Source organism: Streptomyces sp. NBC_01244, from assembly GCF_035987325.1.
GTDB lineage: Bacteria > Actinomycetota > Actinomycetes > Streptomycetales > Streptomycetaceae > Streptomyces.
In genome coordinates this window covers 4,254,968-4,278,349 of record NZ_CP108488.1, presented here as the reverse complement: position 1 = coordinate 4,278,349, position 23,382 = coordinate 4,254,968, and the positions used below count along the sequence as shown (strand labels likewise).

Annotated in this window: 27 protein-coding genes; 17 read left to right on the top strand and 10 right to left on the bottom strand. The window is 71.6% G+C overall.

Annotated features, from left to right (window positions below):
* Positions 1-8: 8 nt before the first annotated feature.
* Both OG247_RS19075 and OG247_RS19070 read right to left on the bottom strand, forming a co-directional pair.
* Complete coding sequence (locus OG247_RS19075; RefSeq protein ID WP_327253391.1) at positions 9-1,472, bottom strand: maleylpyruvate isomerase N-terminal domain-containing protein; 1,464 nt, start codon at positions 1,470-1,472, stop codon at positions 9-11.
* Positions 1,469-2,047 (bottom strand): sigma-70 family RNA polymerase sigma factor, encoded by a 579-nt coding sequence (locus OG247_RS19070; protein ID WP_327253390.1) that lies wholly within the window; start codon positions 2,045-2,047, stop codon positions 1,469-1,471. The genes OG247_RS19075 and OG247_RS19070 overlap by 4 nt, the downstream gene beginning before the upstream one ends.
* 320 nt (positions 2,048-2,367) lie before the next feature.
* Between OG247_RS19070 and OG247_RS19065 the strand changes: the two genes are divergently transcribed.
* Positions 2,368-2,895, top strand: a complete 528-nt coding sequence (locus OG247_RS19065; RefSeq protein WP_327253389.1) for an EF-hand domain-containing protein — start codon at positions 2,368-2,370, stop codon at positions 2,893-2,895.
* 69 nt (positions 2,896-2,964) lie between these two features.
* Here the strand turns inward: OG247_RS19065 and OG247_RS19060 are convergent, their stop codons facing one another.
* A complete protein-coding gene (locus OG247_RS19060; RefSeq protein WP_327253388.1) occupies positions 2,965-4,524 on the bottom strand; it encodes a class I adenylate-forming enzyme family protein in 1,560 nt (519 codons plus the stop codon).
* Between the two features lie 170 nt (positions 4,525-4,694).
* On the opposite strand from OG247_RS19060, the gene OG247_RS19055 reads away from it, so the two are divergent.
* From OG247_RS19055 to OG247_RS19025, 7 genes are all read left to right on the top strand, one after another.
* Positions 4,695-5,903: an amidohydrolase family protein gene (locus tag OG247_RS19055; protein ID WP_327253387.1), complete on the top strand. Its 1,209-nt coding sequence runs from the start codon at positions 4,695-4,697 to the stop codon at positions 5,901-5,903.
* A 5-nt stretch (positions 5,904-5,908) separates the two neighbouring features.
* Positions 5,909-7,063, top strand: coding sequence for an acyl-CoA dehydrogenase (locus OG247_RS19050; RefSeq protein WP_327253386.1), 1,155 nt, complete (start codon positions 5,909-5,911; stop codon positions 7,061-7,063).
* A gap of 7 nt (positions 7,064-7,070) precedes the next feature.
* Positions 7,071-8,000: an acyl-CoA dehydrogenase family protein gene (locus OG247_RS19045; protein ID WP_327253385.1), complete on the top strand. Its 930-nt coding sequence runs from the start codon at positions 7,071-7,073 to the stop codon at positions 7,998-8,000.
* A gap of 378 nt (positions 8,001-8,378) precedes the next feature.
* A complete protein-coding gene (locus OG247_RS19040) occupies positions 8,379-8,837 on the top strand; it encodes an ATP-binding protein (RefSeq protein ID WP_327253384.1) in 459 nt (152 codons plus the stop codon).
* A 331-nt stretch (positions 8,838-9,168) separates the two neighbouring features.
* Positions 9,169-9,756, top strand: a complete 588-nt coding sequence (locus OG247_RS19035; protein ID WP_327253383.1) for a SigE family RNA polymerase sigma factor — start codon at positions 9,169-9,171, stop codon at positions 9,754-9,756.
* Positions 9,753-10,298, top strand: coding sequence for a hypothetical protein (locus OG247_RS19030; protein WP_327253382.1), 546 nt, complete (start codon positions 9,753-9,755; stop codon positions 10,296-10,298). Before OG247_RS19035 ends, OG247_RS19030 begins: the two co-directional genes overlap by 4 nt.
* A 127-nt stretch (positions 10,299-10,425) precedes the next feature.
* Positions 10,426-11,136: a hypothetical protein gene (locus tag OG247_RS19025; protein WP_327253381.1), complete on the top strand. Its 711-nt coding sequence runs from the start codon at positions 10,426-10,428 to the stop codon at positions 11,134-11,136.
* A 182-nt stretch (positions 11,137-11,318) separates the two neighbouring features.
* Here the strand turns inward: OG247_RS19025 and OG247_RS19020 are convergent, their stop codons facing one another.
* Positions 11,319-11,900 carry an HD domain-containing protein gene (locus OG247_RS19020; protein ID WP_327253380.1) on the bottom strand — a complete coding sequence of 194 codons (582 nt, stop codon included), beginning with the start codon at positions 11,898-11,900 and terminating at the stop codon, positions 11,319-11,321.
* Between the two features lie 18 nt (positions 11,901-11,918).
* A complete protein-coding gene (locus OG247_RS19015) occupies positions 11,919-12,914 on the bottom strand; it encodes an XRE family transcriptional regulator (protein WP_327253379.1) in 996 nt (331 codons plus the stop codon).
* Positions 12,915-13,192: 278 nt separating this feature from the next.
* Between OG247_RS19015 and OG247_RS19010 the strand changes: the two genes are divergently transcribed.
* The 6 genes from OG247_RS19010 (at position 13,193) to OG247_RS18985 (ending at position 16,962) form a co-directional block, all read left to right on the top strand.
* The gene (locus OG247_RS19010) at positions 13,193-13,348 is read left to right on the top strand and encodes a hypothetical protein (RefSeq protein WP_327253378.1); all 156 of its coding nucleotides are present in this window, start codon (positions 13,193-13,195) and stop codon (positions 13,346-13,348) included.
* Positions 13,349-13,535: 187 nt separating this feature from the next.
* Complete coding sequence (locus OG247_RS19005; RefSeq protein ID WP_327253377.1) at positions 13,536-14,555, top strand: radical SAM protein; 1,020 nt, start codon at positions 13,536-13,538, stop codon at positions 14,553-14,555.
* Positions 14,552-15,199 carry a dTMP kinase gene (locus OG247_RS19000; protein WP_327253376.1) on the top strand — a complete coding sequence of 216 codons (648 nt, stop codon included), beginning with the start codon at positions 14,552-14,554 and terminating at the stop codon, positions 15,197-15,199. The genes OG247_RS19005 and OG247_RS19000 overlap by 4 nt, the downstream gene beginning before the upstream one ends.
* A complete protein-coding gene (locus tag OG247_RS18995; protein WP_327253375.1) occupies positions 15,192-15,671 on the top strand; it encodes a hypothetical protein in 480 nt (159 codons plus the stop codon). Before OG247_RS19000 ends, OG247_RS18995 begins: the two co-directional genes overlap by 8 nt.
* Positions 15,668-16,459, top strand: coding sequence for an STM4013/SEN3800 family hydrolase (locus tag OG247_RS18990; protein ID WP_327253374.1), 792 nt, complete (start codon positions 15,668-15,670; stop codon positions 16,457-16,459). Before OG247_RS18995 ends, OG247_RS18990 begins: the two co-directional genes overlap by 4 nt.
* A gap of 20 nt (positions 16,460-16,479) precedes the next feature.
* Complete coding sequence (locus OG247_RS18985; protein WP_327253373.1) at positions 16,480-16,962, top strand: NUDIX hydrolase; 483 nt, start codon at positions 16,480-16,482, stop codon at positions 16,960-16,962.
* 70 nt (positions 16,963-17,032) lie between these two features.
* Here the strand turns inward: OG247_RS18985 and OG247_RS18980 are convergent, their stop codons facing one another.
* Complete coding sequence (locus OG247_RS18980; protein WP_327257537.1) at positions 17,033-17,959, bottom strand: cyclase family protein; 927 nt, start codon at positions 17,957-17,959, stop codon at positions 17,033-17,035.
* Between the two features lie 120 nt (positions 17,960-18,079).
* Between OG247_RS18980 and OG247_RS18975 the strand changes: the two genes are divergently transcribed.
* From OG247_RS18975 to OG247_RS18965, 3 genes are all read left to right on the top strand, one after another.
* Positions 18,080-19,000 carry an SDR family oxidoreductase gene (locus OG247_RS18975; protein ID WP_327253372.1) on the top strand — a complete coding sequence of 307 codons (921 nt, stop codon included), beginning with the start codon at positions 18,080-18,082 and terminating at the stop codon, positions 18,998-19,000.
* Between the two features lie 71 nt (positions 19,001-19,071).
* Complete coding sequence (locus OG247_RS18970) at positions 19,072-20,313, top strand: acyl-CoA dehydrogenase family protein (protein WP_327253371.1); 1,242 nt, start codon at positions 19,072-19,074, stop codon at positions 20,311-20,313.
* Positions 20,310-21,377 (top strand): Zn-dependent alcohol dehydrogenase, encoded by a 1,068-nt coding sequence (locus tag OG247_RS18965; RefSeq protein WP_327253370.1) that lies wholly within the window; start codon positions 20,310-20,312, stop codon positions 21,375-21,377. The genes OG247_RS18970 and OG247_RS18965 overlap by 4 nt, the downstream gene beginning before the upstream one ends.
* Here the strand turns inward: OG247_RS18965 and OG247_RS18960 are convergent.
* From OG247_RS18960 to OG247_RS18945, 4 genes are all read right to left on the bottom strand, one after another.
* The gene (locus tag OG247_RS18960; protein WP_327253369.1) at positions 21,367-21,564 is read right to left on the bottom strand and encodes a hypothetical protein; all 198 of its coding nucleotides are present in this window, start codon (positions 21,562-21,564) and stop codon (positions 21,367-21,369) included. The genes OG247_RS18965 and OG247_RS18960 overlap by 11 nt on opposite strands.
* A gap of 83 nt (positions 21,565-21,647) precedes the next feature.
* A complete protein-coding gene (locus tag OG247_RS18955) occupies positions 21,648-22,265 on the bottom strand; it encodes a flavin reductase family protein (RefSeq protein ID WP_327257536.1) in 618 nt (205 codons plus the stop codon).
* A gap of 43 nt (positions 22,266-22,308) precedes the next feature.
* Complete coding sequence (locus OG247_RS18950) at positions 22,309-22,524, bottom strand: AraC family transcriptional regulator (RefSeq protein ID WP_327257535.1); 216 nt, start codon at positions 22,522-22,524, stop codon at positions 22,309-22,311.
* Entirely contained in the window at positions 22,431-23,345 is a 915-nt protein-coding gene (locus tag OG247_RS18945) for a GlxA family transcriptional regulator (RefSeq protein WP_327253368.1), read from the bottom strand. Before OG247_RS18945 ends, OG247_RS18950 begins: the two co-directional genes overlap by 94 nt.
* Positions 23,346-23,382 lie beyond the last annotated feature (37 nt).

Here is a 23,382-nt window from a genome sequence, read left to right as displayed (position 1 = left end):
CGGGCGCCCTACATCCGGCTCAGCGAGGCGGCCGCGAAGAGGACGTCGCGGATGGCCTCGCGGTCGCCGTTCTGGCCGACCGCGGCCTCCTCCGGGGAGATGTGGCCCGCGGCGAGCTGGCAGAATTCGGCGCCGTCCAGGGCGATCCGGGCCACCGTGTGCTCCGGTGAGGGCTTCGCCGCGGGCGAGTCCAGGGCGATGTCCCAGCCGCCGCCTCCCGCACCCTCGATCTCCAGGTGCAGGGTCCGGCCCGGCGCCCCCGCCGCGACCAGCCCGCGCGGCGGCGCCGCCAGCCCCGCCCGCCGGCGCCCGGCCAGGGCAGCCGGCAGGAGCCGGGCCGCCAGGTCGATCATCCGGTTCAGGTGGGGCGCGGACGGCGGCTCGTACGGGTAGTCCACCGCCTCCGCGATGTCCACGGCGTGGACCCAGCACTCGAAGGCCCGCTCCAGGAAGGCGTCCCCGAGGGGCAGGGCGAAGGCGCCGTACTCCACGTCCAGTTCGGCCACGCCGCGGCCCGCGAAGGACACCGTGCGGACCAGGGTGTGGCCCTGCTCCCGCCACGGCTCGCGGACCCGGCGCGTGGTCGGGTACGGGGAGTCCTCCCAGAACCGTTCGGTGCGCTCGGCCGGGGTGCCCGGGGGCGCCTCCCGGCCCAGGGGGTCGTCCAGGCCCAGCGCGGCCGCCACGAGCCCGTCCACCGCCAGCAGGTGCCCGATGACCCCGGCCACCGTGGTCCGGCGCGTCTGGCGGCGCTCCTCCTCGAACCACTTCAGCCGGACCGGGGTGTGCCACTCGGAGTCCCCGAAGTCCCGCAGCAGCGCGTCCAGCCGGGCCGTCTCGGTGTCGTACGGGCTCGCCCACACCGGGACCGGGATGCGGGCCGGGCGCTTGCCGAGGCAGTCCTCGAGCACGCGCGAGCGCAGCAGCGGCTTGAGGTCGAGGCTCTCCTCCGGGTGCAGCAGCCCGACGGCGTCGCGCAGCCGCAGCGCCTCCTCGGCGCAGGGCGCGCACTCGGTGAGGTGGTCCTCGACGGCCTGGGTCTCCTCCGCTGAGCAGGCCGCCAGGGCCCATGCGCCGAGCAGGGACTTCAGTACGGCATGGGTGGGCGGCGGCGCGACCGGGACGGGCTCGGGGCCGGGCTCCGGGTCGGGCTGGGCGGGCGCCGGTACGGCGGGGTGACCGGTGATCTCCGTGTACTCCGGGTATTCCGATTCGTCGAGGGCGTCGAGGGCGTCGAGGGCGTCGAGGGCGTCGAGGTCGTCCGGATCGTCGGGGTCCGGGGCCTCGGGCGCGGCGTCGGTGTGATCCGTGTGATCCGTCGCGTCCGCGGAGCGCGAGTACCCCGGCCCCGTGAGGTCGAGGTCGTCGGCCGCTCCGCGCGGGCCCGGTATGCGCGCCGGGCCGCCGGGGTTCGGGGGTCGCTCGTACTCTTCGCCGTCGTCTTCGCCGAAGGGGTTCGGCGGCATCGTCATCGGTTCGTTCCAAATCCGGAGGGGCCGTACCCGGGCGGGACCGTGTCGTCGCGCGGGACGGCGTTGGCCGTGGAGAGGAGTTGCAGGCCAAGGCGCAGCCGGCGCCGGGCCTCGTCCTCGCTGATCTGCAGGTCGGCGGCGGCCTGCCGGTAGTCGCGGCGCTTGAAGTAGGCGAGTTCGAGCGCGGCCCGCAGGGGTGCGGGCATGGAGGTGACGATGAAGTCGGCGCGGGCCGCCGCGTTGGCGGTGCGCACCTTCTGTTCCAGTTCCTCGCGGGAGCCGTTGCCCAGTTCGGCCTGGCGCAGGCGGGCCACGGCCTGCCCCTGGGTGATGCGGGCGACCCAGGAGCGCATGGAGCCCTGTTTGGGGTCGTAGGCGTCCGGGTTCTCCCAGATGTAGCCGAAGACCTCGCGGGTGACCCGGTCGGCGGCCTTCTCGTCGCCCAGGACCCGGTGGGCGAGGCTGTGCACGAGTGAGGCGAAGCGGTCGTACAGCTCGCCGAGTGCGGCGGCCTCGCCGCGGGCCAGGCGTTGTTGCATGCGCCGGTCCCAGCGCGGTGGTGCGTCCTTCGGCATCGTGCCCCCAGCCGGCTTCCCGGTTTCGCAGCCGTGTGTCGACCACTCGAATGTAGTGGGCATGCAGCGGTTCGCGCCCGTTTTGCCAGAACCTCGCCTCGGAAGTGCGCCCTGCGTGATAGAGACGTCGCTCGGCGTGAACGGGGTGGTGCGGCCCGGCACATGGGTACAGGCGTACGCGCCCCGTCGCGCTCCTCGTGCGCTGGTTCGATGCGGCCACCTGCTTGCCCGCTTCGCTTAACGCGCAGGCCACGTAGGCCTTACGCTCCTGTCCTGTCTTGAACTGACCCCACTGCACACGTGAAGGCGGAACGCCGAACATGGACAGCGCAGAATACGAGCGCAAGATCGCCGCCCGATTCGCCACCTTCGACCAGGACGGGTCCGGGTACATCGACCGGGAGGACTTCAGTACGGCGGCCAAGGCGGTCCTGGCCGAATTCGCCGTGGCGGCCCGGTCCGACAAGGGTCAGGCCGTGTTCGCGGGCGCGGAGGCCTTCTGGCAGGGCATGGCCGGCATCGCGGACGTGGACGGGGACCAGCGGGTGTCCCGCGAGGAGTTCGTCACGGGCGCGGCGAAGCGGCTGCGGGACAACCCGCACCGGTTCGCGGAGATCGCGCGGCCGTTCCTGCGGGCGGTGATCGCGGCGGCGACCCCCGCCGACGACGTCGCCCGCGGCGCGACCCCGGCGGCGACGGCGCGCGTCCTGCGCGTGCTGGGCACCCCGGAGGAGCTGGCGGGTCCGGTCGCGGCGGCGCTGGACGCGGACGGCGACGGCCACATCACCGAGGACGAGATCCTGGCGGCCTTCGCCGGCTACTGCGGGGTGGCGGCGCCGGACGCGTAAGCCCTGGCCGGGCGGGAGCGGGGTGGCGGGGCCGGAGCCCCGCCGTGCCCGTGGGCGCCGCCGTGCCCGCTACGCGAAGCGTTCGCGCAGTTTGTACTTGAGGACCTTGCGCAGGGCGTCGTTGCGGGGCAGGGCCTCGACCAGTTCCAGTTGTTCCGGGAGCTTGTGGGTGGAGAGGCCCTCCGTGCGCAGGTGCGAGGTCACCTCGTCCAGGGTCAGGGGGGCCGCGCCCGGGGGCTGTTCGACGACCGCGCAGACGCGTTCGCCGCGCTCCGGGTCCGGCAGGCCTATGACGGCGACGTCGGCCACGCCGGGGAGCAGGTGGAGGAGGTCCTCGATCTCCTTCGCCGAGATGTTCTCGCCCTTGCGGATGATGACGTCCTTGCTGCGACCCGTCAGGACCAGGTAGCCGTCCTTCGTGAGGTGGCCGAGGTCGCCGGTGATCAGGTAGCCGTCGGAGTCGAAGACCGCCGCGTTCACGTCGTTCCGCTCGCCCCCGAGGTACCCCTGGCAGACCGCCTCCCCGCGCAGCCGGACCTCGCCGTCGGTGTCCGGCGGGAGGAGCGTGCCTTCCGGGGTGGTGATGCGGATGGACATGCCCTGCGGGGGCCGGCCTTCCGTGGTGGCGAGGTTCTCCGGGGTGTCGTCCGGGGCGCCCATCGTGATCATGGGGACCTCGGTCATGCCGTAGCCGTGCGTGAGCTGGCAGCCCAGCTCGCGGACGACCGCGTGGTAGATCTCCGGGGGCTTGGGGGCGCCGCCGCCCGCGAGGAGGCGGAGGGTGGGGATGAGTTGGGTGCCCGGGTCCTTGCGCTGCTCGGTGAGGAACATCGAGTAGAAGGCCGTGGAGCCGCCGGCGACCGTGACCCCGTGGCGGCGGTAGCCGTCCAGGGCGTCGGGCATCGCGAACTTCTCGAACAGGACCGCCGGGAAGCCGTAGAGCAGCAGCATCACCGTGTAGTCGGGGCCTGCGATGTGGGCGAACGGGAAGGCCATCGAGCCGACGTCGTCCGGTGACAGGTGCAGGGCGTGGGCGAGGCAGGAGCCGCCCGCGATGAGGGAGCGGTCCGTGTGCAGGACGCCCTTGGGGTCGGAGGTGGTGCCCGAGGTCCAGTAGATCCACCGGATCGCGACCCCCTCCTCGGGGGGCGGGGGGAGCACCGCCGGGTCGCCGGTGGGGAGGGACTCGTACGCCTCGAAGACGCCGTGCGCGCCGAGGCGGTGCGCCATCGCCGTGTGGTCGAAGCCGCGCCAGACGCCGGGGACGGCGAAGAACTCCGCCTTCGACTCGCGCAGGGCGAAGCCGACCTCGCGGTCCCGGTAGAAGGGGATGACGGGCGTCTGGACGGCGCCGATCCGGGCGAGGGCCATCGAGAGCAGCACGGTCTCGATGCGGGTGGGGAGCTGCCAGGCGACCACCGTGCCGGGGCGCACGCCCATGCCGTAGAGGCCGGCCGCGACCTGCTCGGAGCGGTCGCGCAGCTCCGCGAAGGTCAGCCGCCGGTCGTGGGTGGGGTCCTCGGCGGCTTCGATGAGCACGGGGGCGTCGGGGGTCATGGCGGCCCGGCGGGTGATCAGGTCCCAGAGCGTGCGGGACCGGCTGAGTTCGACTGCGGTGCTGTCCGTCATCCCGGACCGACCTCCCCTGGCCGACATGACCTGACGGATAGTCAGATCAAGGGCAGAGCGTAGGGCGCGGACGCTTGTCGGTCCAGGGGTGGGGGGTTAGCTTGGTTCCAGATTTCTGACGCTCCATCAGATTCGCATCAGGTTCGCATCGGATTCAGCGAGGGGACACCATGGAACTGCCTCGGATCATCAGCGTCGACGACCACGTCATCGAACCGGCCCACCTCTTCGACGTCTGGCTGCCCGCCAAGTACCGCGACCGCGGGCCCAAGGCGCTCACCGCCGGCATCGGCGAGCTCGCCTACACCGGCGGCAAGTACGTGATCACCATGGACCCCGACGGCCCGCCCACCGACTGGTGGATCTACGAGGACCTGAAGTTCCCGTACAAGCGCAACATCGCCGCCGTCGGCTTCGACCGGGACGACATGACCCTGGAGGGCATCACCCGCGAGGAGATGCGGCGCGGCTGCTGGGACCCCAAGGCGCGCCTCCTCGACATGGACCTCAACCACGTCGAGGCCTCCCTGTGCTTCCCGACCTTCCCGCGCTTCTGCGGGCAGACCTTCGCCGAGGCGAAGGACAAGGAAGTCGCCCTGGCCTGCGTGCGCGCCTACAACGACTGGATGGTCGAGGAATGGTGCGGGGACACTGGGGGCCGGCTCATCCCGCTCTGCATCATCCCGCTCTGGGACATCGACCTGGCCGTCGCCGAGATCCGCCGCAACGCCGCGCGCGGGGTGCGCGCCGTGACCTTCTCCGAGATCCCCACCCACCTCGGCCTGCCGTCCATCCACTCCGGCTACTGGGACCCCTTCTTCGCCGTCTGCCAGGAGACCGGCACCGTCGTCAACATGCACATCGGGTCCAGCTCCCAGATGCCCGCCGCCTCCCCCGACGCCCCGCCCGCCGTCCAGGCCGCGCTCAGCTTCAACAACGCCATGGCCTCGATGATGGACTTCCTGTTCAGCGGGGTGCTGGTCAAGTTCCCGACGCTGAAACTGGCGTACAGCGAAGGCCAGATGGGCTGGATCCCGTACGCCCTGGAACGCGCCGACGACGTGTGGCAGGAGCACCGCGCCTGGGGCGGGGTCAAGGACCTGATCCCCGAGCCGCCGTCCACGTACTACTACCGGCAGATGTTCTGCTGCTTCTTCCGCGACAAGCACGGAATCGCCTCGCTGGACGTCGTCGGCCGCGACAACGCCACCTTCGAAACCGACTACCCGCACGTGGACTCGACCTTCCCGCACACCAAGGAGGTCGCCCTCGACCACGTCAAGGGCCTCGACGAGGAGACCGTCTACAAGCTCATGCGCGGAAATGCCATCCGCATGCTCGGTCTCGACTTCGACAAGGACCGGCGGACGGGGCGGTAGGCGCAGTGGACCTCACCTACACGGAGGAGGAGCAGGAGTTCCGGGCCCGGCTACGGGCCTGGCTCGCCAAGGAGCTCCCCGGGCTGCCTCCCAAGCCCTCGCCCGACGACTGGCCGGGCCGCCGCGCCTACGACGCGGGGTGGCAGCGCAGGCTGTACGACGCCGGGTACGCCGGACTGCACTGGCCGGTGGACGCCGGCGGCCGCGGGGCCACCCCCACGCAGCACCTGATCTTCCTGGAGGAGACCGAGCGCGCGGGAGCCCCGTACGTCGGCGCGAACTTCGTCGGTCTGCTGCACGCCGGCCCGACCATCGCCGCCGAGGGCACCGCAGAGCAGCGCGCGCGCTGGCTGCCGCCCGTCCTGCGCGGCGACGAGGTGTGGTGCCAGGGCTTCAGCGAGCCGGACGCCGGCTCCGACCTGGCCTCGCTGCGCACCCGCGCCGTCCGCGACGGCGACGAGTACGTAATCACCGGCTCGAAGATATGGACCTCGCACGCGGAGGTCGCCGACTGGTGCGAGCTGCTCGTGCGGACCGATGGGGACGCCCCCAAGCACCGGGGGATCTCCTGGCTGGCCATGCCGATGGACGCCCGCGGGGTGACGATCCGGCCGCTGCGCACGCTGGCCGGGTCCACGGAGTTCGCGGAGATGTTCCTCGACGAGGTACGGGTACCGGTCGCCAACCGGGTCGGCGCCGAGAACGACGGCTGGCGGGTCACGATGGTGACCCTGTCCTTCGAGCGCGGCACCGCCTTCGTCGGCGAGGTCGTCGCCTGCCGGCGCACCCTGGGTGAGCTGGCGCGCACCGCGAAGGCGAACGGCCGCTGGGACGACCCGGTGCTGCGGCGCAGGCTGGGCCGGCTGTACGGGGAGTTCGGCGCCCTGTGGCGGCTCACCCAGTGGAACGTCAGCGAGTCCGAGCGCTCGGGCGGGGTCCCGGGCATCGGCGGCAGCGTCTTCAAGCTGGCGTACTCGCACGCGCGCCAGGAGCTGTACGACACGGCCGCCGAGGTGCTGGGGGCCGAGGCCCTCTCGCTGGACGAGGAGTGGACCCTGGACCGGCTCTCCTCGCTCTCGTACACGATCGCGGCGGGCACCTCGCAGATCCAGCAGAACATCGTGGCCGAGCGGATCCTCGGCCTTCCGAAGGGCAGGTGAGCGTTCCGTGGACTTCCAGCCGACGCAGGACCAGCGGGACCTGCGGGCAGGCGTACGGGACCTCCTGGCGGGCCGGTACGGACGCGAGGAGCTGCGGGCCTCGGTCGACCGGGCGGCCGCCACCGGCCGGTCCGTGGACCGGGAGCTGTGGCGGGAGCTCGGCGAGGCCGGGTTCTTCTCGCTGCGGCTCCCCGAGGACCAGGGCGGGGTCGGGCTCGGGCTGCCCGAGGCCGTGCTCGTCTTCGAGGAGGCAGGGCGGACGCTGCTGCCGGGACCGCTGGTCGCCACCCACCTGGCCGCCGGGCTGGTCGCGGGGGCCGCGGAGGGCGAGGCGGTGGTGACGGCCTTCGACCTCCAGGGCCCGCTGGTGGCCCACCTCGGCGAGGCGGACGCGGTGCTCGGCGCGGACGGGGAGCCGGTCGAGGTCCGTGCGGGGGACCCGGTGCGCTCCGCGGACCCGCTGACCCCGCTGGCGCGGGTGCTGCTGCCGGGGGAACCGGTGCCGGCCGGCGCGCACCGGGACGCGGGGGCGCTGCTGACGGCGGCGCTGCAGCTCGGCAGCGCGCTGCGCACGGTGGAACTGGCGGTGCGGTACGCGAAGGAGCGCGAGCAGTTCGGGCAGCCGATCGGGGCGTTCCAGGCGGTCAAGCATCTGTGCGCACAGATGCTGGTGCGGGCGGAGGTGGCCCGTACGGCGGTCTACGCGGCCGCCGTGACGGCCGATCCGGCGGAGGTGGCCGGGGCCAAGCTGCTGGCCGACGAGGCCGCCGTGCGCAATGCCCGGGACTGCCTGCAGGTGCACGGCGGGATGGGCTTCACCTGGGAGGCGGACGTACACCTGCACTTGAAGCGGGCGTGGGTGCGGGCGGAGCAGTGGCGGACGGCGGCGCAGGCGGAGGAGGTGCTGGCGGCGGAGCTGCTGGCGGCGGCGGAGTAGGAGGTGGTGCAGCAGACGGTGGTGCAGTAGGCCGGGCGTGTGCTCGCTCGCTGTGACGGAGGGGTGCGGGAGGGGTGCGGGAGGGACGGCGCGGGACGCATGTCCGATTACGTAGAGTTGATATCGGTTTGTGTCCTTCGCCCGACTCATTGCGGCCCGGAGGCGGGGGGCCGCTCCGGTACGCTCCCGGGAATGCGAGCGGTTGAGCGGCGCGAGCGCCGCACAGTATGCACCACGCCTACTCCTTCACGCTGGAATATGCCCGAAGCGCTTGTTGTGGTGACTGTATGTCAACCATGCTGCTCCGCAAGGGGGTCACACTCGGTGACCCCGTCCTGTCGCGAGGCGAAGTGTCCGCCGGTTCGGATGGTGTGAGCGGTGCAGGTGCTTCAGGTTCAGCTGGAGGTAGGAGCGGACCCCGCCGAGGTCGGCCGGGCCCGCCGATGGGCCCGCTCCCGGCTCGCGGGCTGCGGCATAGGGGATGACGAGCCGCTCGCCGAGACGCTGATCCTGCTGATCTCCGAGCTGGTCACCAACGCCGTCGTGCACACCGGCTGTCCGGCCGTGCTGCGCATGCTCTTCGGGGAGCCGGGGGTGCGCGTGGAGGTCGCGGACGCGAGCGACCGGGCGCCGTCCCCGCGGCAGGCCGCCGGCGACGATACGGGCGGCCGCGGACTGGAGCTGGTCGACGGGCTGGCGGACCGCTGGGGCTGGCAGCGCGAGGGCGCCGGGAAGCGGATCTGGTGCGAGATCGACCGCGCCGAGAAGGGCGCGGGGGCCGCTTCGGGCAGGCCGGAAACCCACGGCACGATCCGGGAACCGCACGTGTACCTCTAACGAGGTGTTGACGGTTCGTCAACTGGTGATCACTCTTGTGTTGAACGATTCGTCGCGAGGGGACGCCAAGGGTCAGTCCTGCCTTGACGAGTGCGGGTCGTGGGGTGGCGGCCGCCGTGCCGCGCTCGGGGCGTGCATGCGCGCCGCCGCCACCCGCAGAACCCCTCGTTCTTGACGCGCCGCTCGCGCGGCTCGGCCCTGGCGGGCCTCCCCGGCTTCGCGCCGCTGCGCCGGACTCCGTCCGCCGATAGCGCGGCCCTGGAGTCGGTGCCCCAGCGGTGCAATGCGATGGCACCCCCGGGTCGTCTTGAGGATGAGGGGGTGTTGCCGGGTGGATCCATCCGAGGAAACCTTTGCGGAGTTCGTCGCGATGCAGGGACTCCCGTTGCTCCGCACCGCGCGGCTGCTGACGGGCGACTGGCATCTGGGGCAGGACCTGGTGCAGGTGACCCTGGCCAAGGTGTACGACCGCTGGGCCCGCGCGGGCCGGTACGACGCGCCGGTCGGCTACGCGCACAAGGTCATGGTGACCACGTACTGCACCTGGCGCCGCAGGCGCTGGCACCACGAGCTGCCCCACGCGGCCCTGCCCGATGCCGCAGGCGGCTCCGGCTCCGGCTCCGCGGAGCCCACCGCCGAGGCGGTCGCCGCCTCGGACCTGCTCGAACGCGCCCTGCTCGGCCTGCCGCGGCGCCAGCGGGCCGTCTTGGTGCTGCGCTACTACCACGACCTGACCGTCGAGCAGACGGCGGAAATCCTGGGCTGCCCGAACGGCACGGTGACCAGCCTGACCGCGCGGGCGCTGACCCGTCTGCGGTCCCACCCCGACCTCTGGCCGGGCGACGGCATCGGCACGAGCGCGAGCGCGAGCACGAGTACCCGTACGGGCACGAACACGACGGAGGCGGAGGCGCGATGAACGGGTACCCCGAAGAAGAGCTGCGCCGCGCCCTGCACGCGCTGGCGGACCGGCCGCCGGTGCCGCTCGCGGCGCCCACGCCGCAGGCCGCCGTCCGGGCGGCCGCCCGGATCCGCGGGCGCCGCAGGGCGGCCGCGGCCGGACTGGTGGCCGCCGCAGCGGTACTGGCCGTCCTCGCCCCGCCGTGGTCGTCGGACGACGGGTCCCGGATGCCGGCTCCGCCGGCCGCGACCGCGGGACCGCCGAGCGAGCTGCCCGCGGCGACGGAGCCGGCCGTTCGGACCGACCCGGCGCCCGGGGTCCCGTACGCGCACGACCTGTACGTGCACTGCGGGATCCGGTACACGAAGTTCGACGGCCGCTGGTGGCGCGCCGAGCCGGAAGTGCCCGAGGAGGCCCTGGATCCGGCCCTCAGGATGAACGCGTACACGGCGGGCACGATGGTGCTCGTCTCGGCGGTCGAGGCCCGATTCGTCCGCAGCGCCCCGGACCTCGCGGTCACCTTCCGCCCCTTGGCGGTCGAACCACCGCCCTGCCGCTGAGAGTTGGCGTACGGGCCCCTGGCGGGGCGCTCGCGCTCCGCGTGGAACTATGAGGTGTCCATGACGTGTCTCTGTTCCCGACGCGTCATGGAGACCCGAAGATCCACCCTCACCACAGGAGGAGCACATGGCAAACCCGTACGAGGTGACGCCTCCGCCCGCCCCGAGGCGCCGCGGGAGCGGATTCCCCGGCTTCCTCGTCGTCGTTGTCCTCGTGCTGGTCGCCGCAGGCCTCTACGGAGCCTCCCAGTGGCTCGGCAAGGACGGCGACGGGAGCGACGCCAAGGCCCAGGCCTCCGCCTCGCCCTCGGCCTCCGCCGAGGCGTCCAAGGATCCCGGGAACCCGGAGTCCTCCTCCGACACGTCGAGCACGTGGGCGGTGGGCGACTGTGGCGGCCCCGACCCGGACAACCCGCCGGACGGCTACCGGCCGCGCAAGTGCTCGGCCTCCGGGGCCACCTTCAAGGCGATCGACATCAAGGACGCCAGCATCCTTCCCGGCGCGATCCAGTGCCCGCCCGGCACCGACCTGATGATCCAGGTGAGCATCTCCTACGGCTCCGCGAAGTCGGGCGGCATCCCCACCAACACCGTCTGCGGCCGCAACCTGTCCGGCGACCACCCCGGTGACGCGGGCGCCGGCGGCGGCCAGCTGGTGCAGGGCGACTGCGTGACCGACCAGGCGCGGGAAGTCCCGTGCGCCTCGGGCGGCTCGGGCGCGTACAAGGTGCTCGGCCTGGTCAAGACGAAGGCCGAGTGCCCCTCCGGCACCACCGAGCCGATGCGGCTCACCATGGCGGTGGGCCGCCCGTACGACGTGATCTGCGCCAAGGGCTGACCGTAGGGCGTGAAGGACGCCGGTCCCGGACCTGTACGCAGGTCCGGGACCGCCGCCTTTCACGGTCCCGGACGTCATCCGCGCGCCACCGGCGGACGGGAACGCCCAGAGGATGCCGGGTCGTGGAGGAGCCCATGCGGGAACGCATGGCGTAGGCCGGCGGACGTAGCCCCAGTGCCTGACTACTGCCCCAGGAAGGTCTTTCGCCATTCCAACGGCGACATGGTCAGCGCGGCCTCCGCGAGCGCCTGCGCCGACGCCGTCTTGAGGCTGCTCAAGGAGGTGTCGATCCAGTCCTGTACGAGGGCGTAGCCCTGGGCCCGGTACTCCACCGCCTGCACCAGACACTCCAGCTTGTCCGCGTCCTTCGCCACGATCGCCTCGGGGGTGCCGCCGCTCTCGTACTCGCCCACCACCCGCTGCACCCCGGCCTTGACCGCCGGGTGTGCGGCGGAGACCTGGTCGGCCGTGACGGTCTCGTTCGTGGCCGCGTCGATGTAGCGGCGGCCGATATGCGGGATGTCCCCGATCCGGGTCTCCTGTGTGTCGTGGAAGAGACACATCAGGGCGACCTTGGCGGGGTCCACTCCCTCCATCATGGCCAGCACGGCACCGACGATTCCCACGCGGAACGAATGCTCGGCGATGCTCTCAGGGTTGTTGTTCCCGGTGAACCACCAGCCGGTTCGCTTCGCGTTCTTGAGCACGCCCATCTCGAAGAGGAACCCAGCCGTTCCCTGCGCGTTCGCCGTCTCGTCTGCCATGTGGTGACCTCCGGTCTGTCAGGTTCGATCACGAAGAACGTAATGCACGCCGGTGAGTTCGCGGCGGGACCTTTCGGAGATACCGCCGCCGTCCAGCAGGTGCTCGGTACGCTCCGCCAGGTCCCGGACGAGCAGGCCCGACGCCTGCGGGAGCCATGGGTGGGCCGTTAGCAGGGCCCACATGGTGTGGGCGTACAGGTCGACGTACCCGGGGGCGTGGTGCAGGCCGTTGGTCAGCCCGCGCAGCAGTGTGACGGGGTCCCATCCGGTCAGCTGCCGGTCCCGCATGAACCGGTCGTCGGACTGCGGCAGCGGGGTCCCGCCCAACCAATACGCCCAGTAATTCAGGTTCGCGGCCTCGCCTGCGTCGTCGTCGACAATCGCCCGCTCGATGAAATCAAGTAGCGGTACGGGGTCGCCGAGCCGTGCGAGGGCAGTAGCCGTCGAGCGTGCCTCCGCCCACTGCGGTGTCCACCCCCGCCGGGCGAGCAGACCGCGCCGGGCGTGCAGGGCCTGCGCCGTCCACGCCACAGCTTCCGAGCTCTTATCGTACGAGGTCAGATACAGCGCCTGCCGGTGCAGGAGCACACCCTGAGCGTCGTTCCGGGGCGCTGTTTCCGCCGTGGTCCGCAGCTGCTCGAAGAAGATCGCGCGGTCCTGTGCGGGCAGGAGCGGGGACGCTGGTGCCGGCCCCCTTTGGCGCGGGGTGGGAAACCCGACAAGGGATGGTGGCCGGGTCCCGGTGAGGGCCCAGGCGAGCATGTGGGCGGTGTTCCGGGTGTGGACCCACTCGGCCAGTGGGTGCGACCCTTCGGCACCGGTGAGGGTGGCGCCGATGATCCGGTCCGCGTCCATCGCGGCATCGAACAGGGCGATGATCGCGGCGTCTGCACCGAGACCGGCCAACCGCCGGCGCAGACCGAGAAGATCCACCGCCTTCATGTGCGCGACCGGACGTCGGCCCGACTCCCAGCCCTGCACCGTGGCCAGGTCTACTCCGAGGGCCTCAGCCATAGCCACCTGCGTAAGCGGGACCGACTCCCGCGCCGTGCGCAGCACAAAGCCCGCGATTGTGCCGGTGGTTGGTCTTGCAGCCATCAAGTGCTCCCCGGTGCGGCCCCTGACGTAACCCGTACCCACAGTCAGTCCTACCGCACTCAGCGCGACCGTAGGTTCATGACGCGGAATCAGCCAGGCCTCGTACAGGGGAGGGATGTTGACGCCGTATCCCGGGGCAGCTGATCGCCGCCATCCCGGCCCCCTACTGCTCCCTCCAGTCCGAGGAGTACGCCATGACCGACCTGCCCCGCCGGCATCCGCCGGCCCGTCAGCTCCAGGACCAGCCCGCATACGGCAGCTTGAGCCCGCGCCTGCGGGAGGTCGCCGAAGAGGGGTGGGAGAGGTTCCTGGAGGGACTGGCCGACGGCGACCGGCAACCTGACCGGTGAGCCAGTCATGCGGGTGGCCTCAGCGGCTGGCCGTCCTGGTCTACGTCGGACTTGTCGGCGCCCTGCTCGTCACGCTCGCCCTCGCTGGTGCACCCCGCTGATCCACCACAGCCTCCCCCTGGATGGGCTTGAGGCACCGACTGCTGCGCTCTTGCCGCACTCGAACCTAACGAGAGGCACACACGACATGCTCTCAACCATCCCGCCCGTCGCCGGTACCGACTGGACCGCACTGCACAACTTCGCCGCTCTGCGAGGGCAGTTCCGCGTTTCCATCACGCCCCGGTGCAACGTGGCCTGCTGGTTCTGCCACAACGAGGCCGACGTCCCCCCGCCTCTCACCCGCCGCGACCGGACCCGGCAGCCGCGTACCGGCCACTACGGGGCCGACGAGTTCCTGACCGTCATCAACGCGGCGATCGGTGCCGGGCTGAAGCGCGTGTTCTTCACTGGCGGTGAACCGCTGACCTCACATCTCGCCCGTGACGTCCTGACCGGACTGCGGCCGAGCGGCCCCGACGGCTCGTACACGCTGATCACCAACGGCACCCGGGTCCGCATCCATCAGGCCTGGTTGTCGAAGGTGCCACTCGATACCGTGAAGGTGTCGCTGCACTACTTCTCCGACGAGTCGTTCAAGGCAATCGCCGGCACCCGCATCGGCATCGACTGCGTCCTGGACGGCGTCGAGGCGGCCCGCGAGATCTTCGACAACGTCGAGCTGAACTGTCTTCTCCAGAAGGAGAACGCGCACGAAATCCGCGACATCCTCGCCTTCGCCCTCGACCGGCGCATGCCCGTCCAGTTCATCGAACTGGTGGGCACCGACTTCAACGAGGACCGTGCCGCATCCGCCGTCCCCGCCGACGACATCATCCGCCACCTGCGGACCTTGACCAGCGACGAGCGGACCGAGATCGCCGGAGTCGGGCAGGGCCGCCGCATCTTCCGCGTGGACGGGGTGGAGATCGACGTCATCCACCGCAACCTCGGCCGCCACCACGTCGGCCAGTGCGGCACGTGCCCCGTCCGCCCGAAGTGCGTCGAAGGCTTCTGGGCCCTGCGTGCCGACCACGCCGGAGGCCTACAGCCATGCCTCCTGCGCGACGACCTCCGCTTGGACATCAAGCACCTCTTGGACGACCCTGCCCGCCTCGCCGAGGCCCTTGCCGGACACGTCACGGCGTTTACTGAGGGAGTCTTGTGAACGGCATCGAGGTTCTGCCTTCCGCCTTCCAGCCCGTCCCGTACTACGGGCACCACGACCACCCGTTCTTCGTCGTCGAAGGCGTATCCGGAATCGGGAAGTCCACCCTGGCGGCACTGCTCGCCCGCCGCATCAACGGCACCAGCCTGCACACCCTCGCCCCACCTCACTCCGGCTGGTCGGACGAAGCCCACGGCATGAGCCCGCTGCCCAATCTGGCGTTCTACCTCTCCGGACTCCTGCACGTCTCCGACCGCGTCCGCCGCGCTCTGGTTCTCGGCCCCGTCATCGCCGACCGCTACGCACCCTCGGTGACCGCCTGCCAGGCAGCCGTTCACGGCGTTGACACGACGGACGTGGACCGCCTCCTGGCCCCGTTCTTCACCTACCTGGTGGTGCCCACGCGCACCTTCTACCTGCGGTGCTCCGAGGTCACCTTGCGCGAACGGATGGCCGTCAAGGACGACACGAAGCAGGACGACACCGACCTGTTCGGAGTCCCGGGCCGCCTGAAGCAGCTCATGACGAACTTCGAGACGGTCGCCGCGAACGATCCCGCCGCGATCGTCCTGGACACCGACGGTCTCACTCCCGATGACCTTGCCGACGTCATCACCGCCCGCCTGGAGAACCGGCGTGCTTAGTCCCATCGACACAGACGCGGTCATCCGCGACGGTGGTGCCACCGGCCGCTTCCCCCATGAGATCCATAGCGGTGTCGCCTGGTGGATGGCCGCCGGCTACGTCGTCACCGCCCGCTTGGACGCGCTCGTGGTCGCCTACGACGGGCAGTCGGCCACCGCCGAATTCTTCGACCGCATGTGCCTGGGCGCCATCAACGCCCAGCACTACGCCTGTCTGGTCATCGACCGGGGTGTGGCCGACCGGGAGGACCTCCTGGCCGCGATGAAGGAGCGGGGCCGCGTCCCCGGCATGTACGCCGCCACCAGGAACGGGACCGCCACCCTCACCCTCTTCGACCAAGACGGAGTGCCCCTGACCGAGCGCACCGGCCTCCACCTCATCCGCCGCATGATCGCCGAGGACCGCGTCCCGATCCCGGTCAACGCCGGATCCAAGGGGCGCGTCCAGCGCTACGAGGTGGGGGCCCGGTGATCAACGTCGCCAACGTCATCGACTCGGGCACCGACATCCTCTTCGTCACGCTCGACTCCCTCCGGTACGACGTCGCCCGATCCACCACTCACGCCGGAAGGACCCCGCAGCTCGCCAGGCTCCTACCCGGCGGCATGTGGGAGGAACGCCGTACCCCCGGCACCTTCACCCTCCCCGCGCACATGGCGTTCTTCTCGGGGTTCCTGCCCAAGCTCCCGCAGCCCGAGCAGCCCCCGCGTCTGTGGGAGTGCCGTCCGCCCGCGTTCAAGGAAGTCGACCCCCGCACGTTCGTGTTCGACGCGCCGAACCTTCTCACCGGGCTCGTCCAGCACGGATACCGCACCGTGTGCGTCGGCGGTGTGACCTACTTCTCCCGTGAGACCCCGCTGGGCTCAGTCCTCCCGGACCTGTTCGACGAGGACCACTGGCGCCCGGAATTCTGCTCTCCCGAACCCGACTCCACCCGCCACCAGGTCGATGAAGCCCTCAGCCTCGCCCGGAAGTACGAGGACCGGCCGCTCTTCCTGTTCGTCAACGTCTCCGCCACCCACGTCCCCCACGGTCACTACCTCGGTGACAGTGCCGACAGCTGGGCCTCGCAGAGCGCGGCCCTCGCCTACGCGGACCAGCACCTCGGCCGCCTGATGGCCGGCCTCACCCGTGCGAAGCGCTGGCTCGTCATCATCTGCTCCGACCATGGCGACGCCTTCGGTGAGGACGGCTACCACGGACGCGGCATCGCCCACCCGACGGTGATGAATGTGCCGTTTGCCGCCATGTACATCTAGCGGCTCATTACGCTCAAATCATGGACGCACACCCCGAAGAAACGCGCTCCGCCGCTGTGGTGGTGGCCCGCGACGAGACCGGTCTGGTCGCGCTGCTCACCTCCCGCTTCCCCCGCCACGGCGGCGACTTCCTGTTCCTGCCCGGCGGACGCATGGAGCCCGGCGAAGACCCGGAGACGTGCGCCCGCCGTGAGCTGCGCGAAGAGGCTGGGGTCACCGCCACCCTCTGGCGTCCGCTCGGCGCGTTTGCCATCACCCTTAGCGCCCCCGCCCGCGTTCACCTGTACCTTGCCGAAGGACTGGCCCTTGGTCCGCAGGAGCTGGAGCCCTCCGAAGCCGACTTCAAGCTCACGTGGTGGCCGATGGCCGACGCCATCAACGCGGCCACCGAAGGCCGCTTTCTCCTCCAAGGCGGCCCCCTCGCGCTCCTCCTCGCCGAACGGGCCGCATGGGACCGGCCTCATGGCCCTTTGGCAACCCGTATGCAGACGCCCCGCCCCTGAGCCGTGGGGAGCGGGGCACCCGTGTGTCCGTAGGGCGTGTGTGCAGGTCACGCCCCGGTCCCGGCCTCGCTCAGAGGATGGCGATCGGGGCCACCGGGGTGCCTACCGCGCCGACGAAGGGTTCCGGCATGGCCGAGAGGAGGAAGGAGTAGCGGGATTCTTCCGCACAGGCTGTGGACAACTTTTCGAGGTTCCAGTTCTGACCCTGGTGCATGCCCATCTCGACCAGGTCCAGCGCGTGCACCGGCAGCCACAGGTTGTCTATCTCCGGCGGGAAGATCTCGAAGGTCAGGGTGTCGTTCGCGACGGCCGCCACGTCCCGGGCGTGGAACCACTCGGGCGTGCGGACGGACAGGCCGGGCGACGGGTAGCCGTAGGCGTGCTTGTCGCCCGCCAGGTAGACCTGCACCTGGCCGGTGCGGACCAGGACGATGTCGCCCGCGCGGACGGTGACCCCGGCGAACTCCTCCGCCTGTTCGAGGTCCTCCGGGGTGACCGCGTGGCCGCCGGGGAGGCGGTCCAGGCCCTTGGCGCGGGCCACGTCCAGCAGGACGCCGCGCGAGACGATGTGCCCGGCCTTGTCGATGCCGCTGAACTCGGCGCGGCCGTGCGCCGTGATGGTGCCGGCCGGGCGGCCGTTGTAGATCTTCCCCGAGTGCGAGACGTGGGTGAGCGCGTCCCAGTGGGTGCCGGCCTGGAGGCCGAAGGTCACCGCGTCGTCGCTGCACGCCACCGTGCCCGGGCCGAAGAGCTCCTGGTTGATCTGCACCATCGTGTGCAGCGGGTTGATCCGGCCGGGGATCATGCCGGACTGCACCCCGTCCTCCTTGAGGGGGAGCGCCAGGGGGATGCGGCGCCCGGTGCGGATCTCGGCCGCGGCCGCGCGGACCACCTCGTCGGTGATCAGGTTGAGGGTGCCGATCTCGTCGTCGGCGCCCCACCGGCCCCAGTTGTTGACGCGCTTGGCGATGTCGTGGAACTCGGCGGGCATGGCCATGGATCTCATCAGCTCCTTGAGGGGGAAATGAGCGGTGGTGGCGAACTGGGGCTTGTGCTGGCGCATCGAGGTGCCCATAGAATCTAACGGACCGTCAGAAAACGCGGGAAGGGGCCGGACGTGGGGAACTTCTTGGCAGGCAAAGTCGTCGCCGTCACAGGCGCCGGCCGGGGCATCGGACGGGCCGTGGCACTCGCCGCGGCCGCCGAGGGTGCCAAGGTCGTCGTCAACGACTACGGCGTGGGGATGGAGGGCAACGAGCCCACCAGCGAGATCGCCGAAGCGGTGGTGAAGGAGATCATCGCCGCGGGCGGCGAGGCCGTGGCCGTCGCCGACGACATCTCGACCATGGCGGGCGGCCAGCGCATAGTCGACACCGCGCTCGCCCAGTACGGACGCATCGACGGAGTCGTGTGCGTCGCCGGCATCCTGCGCGAGCGGATGCTGTTCAACATGTCCGAGGAGGAGTGGGACCCCGTGGTCGCCACCCACCTCAAGGGCACGTTCACCGTCTTCCGAGCCGCCTCCGCCGTCATGCGCCGCCAGGGCACCGGCACGCTGATCGGCTTCACCAGCGGCAACCACCAGGGCTCGGTGGCGCAGGCCAACTACAGCGCGGCCAAGGGCGGGATCATCTCGCTCGTACGGTCGGCCGCGCTGGGACTGGCCAAGTACGGGGTCACCTCCAACGCCGTCGCGCCCGTCGCACGGACCCGGATGTCGGCCAACGTCCCGATGGAGCTCAAGGAGATCGGCGAGCCCGAGGACGTCGCGGCGCTCGTGACCTACCTGCTCTCCGACAAGGCCGTGGCCGTCGGCGGCGAGAAGATCACCGGGCAGGTCTACACGATCGCCGGCCCGAAGATCGCCGTCTGGGCCCAGCCCCGCGAACTGCGCGCCGGCTACGCCGAGGGCTCCTGGACCCCCGAGAAGATCGCCGACTTCCTGCCCGGGACCGTAGGCACCGACCCGATGCCGATGCTCGCCCAGCTCGAAGCCATGGCCAAGGCGGCGGCCGCCAAGGACCGCCCGAACGCGTAGGCCCCGGCCGTACGCGAAGTCGCGAGGGACCGGCCGCGGCGGCCGGACAGGAACCGAGGGGGGCACCGACCATGGACTTCCGCTTCGACGAGGAGGACGAGGCGCTGCGCGGCCACGCCCGGGCGTGGCTGGCGGAGCACCTCGTGGGCCCGTACGAGGAGGCCATCGGCCTCGGCGGGCCGGGCAGTGAGCACGAGGGGGTCGAGGTCCGGCGTTCCTGGGAGCGCGAGTTGGGGCGCGCCGGGTGGATCGGCCAGGGCTGGGAGACGGGGGAAGGCGACGCCTACGGCAACCGGCGCCTCTCCCTCACCGGGCAGGTGGTGTGGGCCGAGGAGTACGCGGCCGCGCGCGCCCCGGCCCGGGTCGGCCACATCGGCGAGAACCTCCTCGCGCCGACGCTGATCGCCTACGGCTCCCCGGAGCAGCGGGCCCGCCACCTCCCCGGCATCGCCCGCGGCGAGGAGCTGTGGTGCCAGGGGTACTCCGAACCGGGCGCCGGCTCCGACCTCGCGGGAATCCGTACGACGGCGGTACGGGAGACCGGTCGAGGTGGCGCCGGTCTCCACCGGGTCACCGGGCAGAAGATCTGGACCTCGCTGGCCCAGGACGCCGACTGGTGCTTCGTCCTGGCGCGCACGGAGGCCGGGTCGGTCCGGCACCGCGGGCTGTCCTTCCTCCTGGTCCGCATGGACCAGCCGGGCAAGGTCGAGGTCCGGCCGATCCGGCAGATGTCGGGGACCTCCGAGTTCAACGAGGTCTTCTTCGACGGGGCCGTCGCCGCCGAGATCGTGGGCGGGGAGGGCAACGGCTGGTCCGTGGCCATGGGACTGCTCGCGCTGGAGCGCGGGGTCTCCACGCTCGTCCAGCAGATCGGCTTCGCGGCCGAACTGGAGCGGGTGGTCCGGGCGTACGTGGACGCGGGCGCGGGCGACCCGGTCCTGCGCGAACGCCTCGTACGGCAGTGGGCCGAGCTGCGCACGATGCGGTGGAACGCGCTGCGGACGCTGGGGGCCGCGGGCGGGGCGGGCGGCGCAGGCGGCTCGGGGGGCGACCCCGGCGCGCCCAGCGTGGCCAAACTGCTGTGGGGCGGCTGGCACCGGCGGCTCGGGGAGCTGGCGGTGGAGGTCCGGGGCGCGGTGGCCACGGCCGGGCCGGGGCACTGGTCGCGGGGGACCCCGTACGAACTCGGACTCGACGAGGAGCAGCGGCTGTTCCTGTTCACCCGTGCCGACACCATCTACGGCGGCTCGGACGAGATCCAGCGCAACATCATCGCCGAGCGCGTGCTCGGCCTGCCTAAGGAGTCCAGGTGAGAGGCGTCGTATTCGACGGCAAGCAGGCCCAGGTGGTCGACGATCTGGAGATCCGGGACCCGGGACCGGGGGAGGTGCTGGTCGCGATAGCGGCGGCCGGTCTGTGCCACAGCGATCTGTCGGTGATCGACGGGACGATCCCGTTCCCGCCGCCGGTGGTGCTCGGGCACGAGGGCGCGGGCGTGGTGGAGGCGGTCGGGTCCGGGGTCACGCACGTGGTGCCCGGTGACCACGTCTCGCTGTCCACGCTGGCCAACTGCGGGGCGTGTGCCGACTGCGACCGCGGCAGGCCGACGATGTGCCGCAAGGCGATCGGGATGCCGGGGCAGCCGTTCTCGCGGGGCGGCAAGCCGCTCTTCCAGTTCGCGTCCAACTCGGCCTTCGCGGAGCGGACGATCGTCAAGGCCGTGCAGGCGGTGAAGATCCCCAAGGACATCCCGCTGACCTCGGCCGCGCTGATCGGCTGCGGGGTCCTGACGGGCGTGGGCGCCGTACTGAACCGGGCCAAGGTGGACCGCGGCGAGACGGTGGTCGTCATCGGAACCGGCGGCATCGGGCTGAACGTGCTCCAGGGCGCGCGGATCGCGGGCGCCACCACCATCGTGGCGATCGACGCGAACCCGGCGAAGGAGGCGGTGGCCCGGCAGTTCGGCGCCACGCACTTCATCGACGCCTCGGCGGTCGCCGACTCCTCGGCGGCGGTGAAGGAGATCCTGCCCACGGGCGCGGACCACGCCTTCGAGTGCGTGGGCAACGTCAAGCTGATCCGCCAGGCGATCGACCTGCTGGACCGGCACGGACAGGCTGTCCTGCTCGGCGTGCCCGGCTTCAAGGAGGAGGCCTCGTTCCAGGTCTCGTCCATGTACCTGGACAAGACCATCATGGGCTGCCGGTACGGGTCCTCGCGCCCGCAGCGGGACATCGCGCTCTACGCGGAGCTCTATCGGCAGGGCAAGCTGCTGCTCGACGAGCTGGTGACGGAGGTCTACCCGGTCGAGGACTTCGACAAGGCCGTGGACGACGCCCACCACGGGCGGGTGGCCCGGGGGGTCCTCACGTTCTGAGCCCGGCTGACTTGCTCGGCTCGTTCGGCTCGTTCGACTTGCTCGGGTCGCTCGGGTCGCTCAGGTCGCCCGGGTCGCTGAACTCGTGGCCGGCCCTGCGCACCTGGCGCAGGGCCGGCCACGGGGTGAGCGCCGCCAGTCCGGCCGCGCCCCGGGCGAAACGAGTCGACCCGTGGCGCGGGTCCACCGACTGCGACCCGGCTCGTACGCGTTTCTCATGGCCCCACCCGTTCGAGATCCGCAGGATGGCGGCAGGCGAGGGGGGACCCGTCAGCCGGTGAAGCGGCCGAAGCGGCCCTTGTGGAAGAGGAGGGGTTCGCCCTCGCCGGCCGCGCCCATGGCCTCGACCTTGCCCACCACGATGAGGTGGTCCCCGCCGGTGTGCACGGCGTGGATCCGGCAGTCGATCCAGGCGGGCACCGCGTCGAGCTGCGGCGATCCCGTGGCGGGGGACGGGGTGTGGGCGACGCCGGCGAACTTGTCGGCGCCGCTGACGGCGAAGGCCCGGCACAGCTCGCCCTGTTCGGCGCCGAGGATGTTCACGCAGAACACCCCGGTGCGCGCGATGCGGGGCCAGGTGGTCGACGTACGGGCGACCATGAAGGTGACCAGCGGCGGGTCGAGGGAGAGCGAGGCGAAGGACTGGCAGGCGAAGCCGGCCGGGCCGTCCTCGTCCTCGCCGGGCGGGGAGGTGATGATCGTGACCCCGCTGGCGAAGTTACCCAGTACGGTGCGGAACTCGGCCGGGCTGACGGGCGCGCGCTCGTCCTCGCCGACGGCCCGCAGATCGGGGCGGGGCAGTGCTTCGACGGGCTCGGCCCCGGGCTCCGCCGCGGCGGAGGGGAGGGAGCCGACTGATCTGAGGTATCGGACGACGGTGGCCGCCATCCCTGCGTGTCCCATCACAGCACCGATTGAAGCTGACGGCTCGTCAGATGGGAAGGGGAGCGGACGGCCCGCATCGATTGAACGTGTTCGTGCTGATCGGCGACCCGGACGGCGGGGACGTACGGGTGCTGCGGAAGCGGGCGCGGTAGGCGGTCGGGGCGAGGTTCAGGGTGTGCTGGAACACGCGGCGCATCGTCTCGGCGGAGCCGAAGCCCGACTGCGCGGCCACGGTGTCCACCGGGTCGTCCCCGGCCTCCAGGAGGGCCTGGGCGGCTTCGAGACGGACGGATTCCAGGTACTGCCCGGCGTCATCCCGGTCTCCGAGCGGAACAGCCGGGCCAGGCGGCGGCCGCTGACCCCGGCGTCCCGGGTGACCTCGTCCAGCGTGAGCCGGGGGTCGGCCCCGATGACGTCCATGACGGTGCGCAGGACCGGGTGCTTGGCCTCGCGCGGGGTCAGGCGGGCGCTGTACTGGGACTGGCCGCCGGGCCTGGCCATGAAGACCACCAGCTCCCGCGCGACCTCCCGGGCCACGGCGGGCCCGTGGTCCTCCTCGACCAGCGACAGCGCCAGGTCGATGCCCGAGGTCACCCCGGCCGAGGTGACCACGTGCCCGTCCTGGACGAACACCGGATCCGCCTCCACCCGCACCAGCGGGTACGCCGCCGCGAGCTGCGCCGCGAGCCGCCAGTGCGTGACCGCCCGCCGCCCGTCGAGCACCCCGGTCTCCGCCAGTACGAAGGCCCCGGCGCACACCGAGGTGACCCGGCGCGAACGGCGCACGAGCTCGGCGACCAGGCCCGTCAGGGCGGGATCGGCGACGGCCCGCCGCCAGTCGCTCCGGCCGGGGACGACGAGCGTCCCGGGCCGGGCCGGAAGGCTGCCGGGGCCGCCGTCCGCACCGATGCGTACGCCCGAGGAGGTGCGGACGTCGGTCCCGTCCGGGGAGGCGATCCGGACCTCGTAGCGGGCGCCGTGGAGGTTGGCCGTACTGAACACCTCGGCGGGGCCGGTGACATCGAGCAGCTGCACGCCGTCGAAGGCGACGATGACGACGGGGTGCGGGGTTGCTCGCTTCACCGGTCCTCGGTTCGCCGGGTCACGGGTCGCTGGTCCT